Source organism: Flavihumibacter sp. CACIAM 22H1 (assembly GCF_001601815.1).
Classification (GTDB): domain Bacteria; phylum Bacteroidota; class Bacteroidia; order Chitinophagales; family Chitinophagaceae; genus Flavihumibacter.
The window spans coordinates 18,506-19,478 of the sequence record NZ_LUKG01000086.1; the positions used below are offsets into that span (position 1 = coordinate 18,506).

The window sequence follows — 973 nt, forward strand, 5'->3', positions numbered from 1 at the left end:
CCATTATACCGCTTTCCAATAAGTCTGTCAACAACCGAAGCAAGAGTATGGATATTCCTGATTTCAGCCGCGGTAACTGGATTACCAATACCCCGGTAAACCTTACACTTGACGGAGGCGGCACTACTACTGTAAGAAAAGTAGACAAATCCAAAAACAACAAGCAGTTATAAGCCATTGTTTCCGGTACCTTTTAAAAAAATACCCGCTGCCTTCCGGCACGGGTATTTTTCGTAGAGGCCTTCCTGTATTAACGGGGAAAAAGACTGGCATCCAGTCCGGGTATAATCCGAAGTGCATTTTTATAGTATACTTTTTTCAATACCTCATCTGGCAGTGCCATACCATACATTCTCCAAAAAGCATGGTACTTTTTGTGGTAAGGAAAATATTCATCGGCTGTTTCGAGCACCCGGAAATAGGTAGCATATTCCGCAGGCACCCAACTGTCTTTGCCAAATAAAATCCGATCCTGGTACCTGATAAAAAAATCATGCGCCATTCTTGGCTGACGGCCTAATTCGGCAATGACTGCTCCGAATTCTACAACTACATTGGGCAGGGCTGTGAGCAGGGAGTCCAGTTTTTTCAGGTTATTCGGATACCATCCAAAATGCGCAGCAATAAAAGTGGTACCGGGGTTCTTTTGAAACATCCGGTGTTGTTCAGCAATCAGTTGCTCCCAGGGTGCGGGGTCGGTAGCCGTTCTTTTTCTGCGCGGATGCGTGTACAATTCCAGTAGCCGCTCATTTTCATTATTGAGTTCATCCCAAAAAGGCTCGGGATCAGCCGTATGAATTAATACCGGAATTTTTAATTCGCCGCATTTTTTCCAGATCGGGTCAAGTCGAGGGTCATCCACCTGTACCCGGTTCCCCTTTGTATCCTTCACGGAAAAACCGAGGTTTTTAAACACCTTCAGGCCTCTTGCTCCATTCTTATAATCTTCCTGCAATTGTTGAACAGCTTTCTC

At 45.0% G+C, this 973-nt stretch carries 1 protein-coding gene; it reads right to left on the reverse strand.

What is annotated here, in order from left to right; translation table 11 throughout:
• Positions 1-250 precede the first annotated feature (250 nt).
• Positions 251-973 (reverse strand): amidohydrolase family protein (locus A1D16_RS18350; RefSeq protein ID WP_290712212.1); only part of this gene is annotated, 723 nt, incomplete at its 5' end.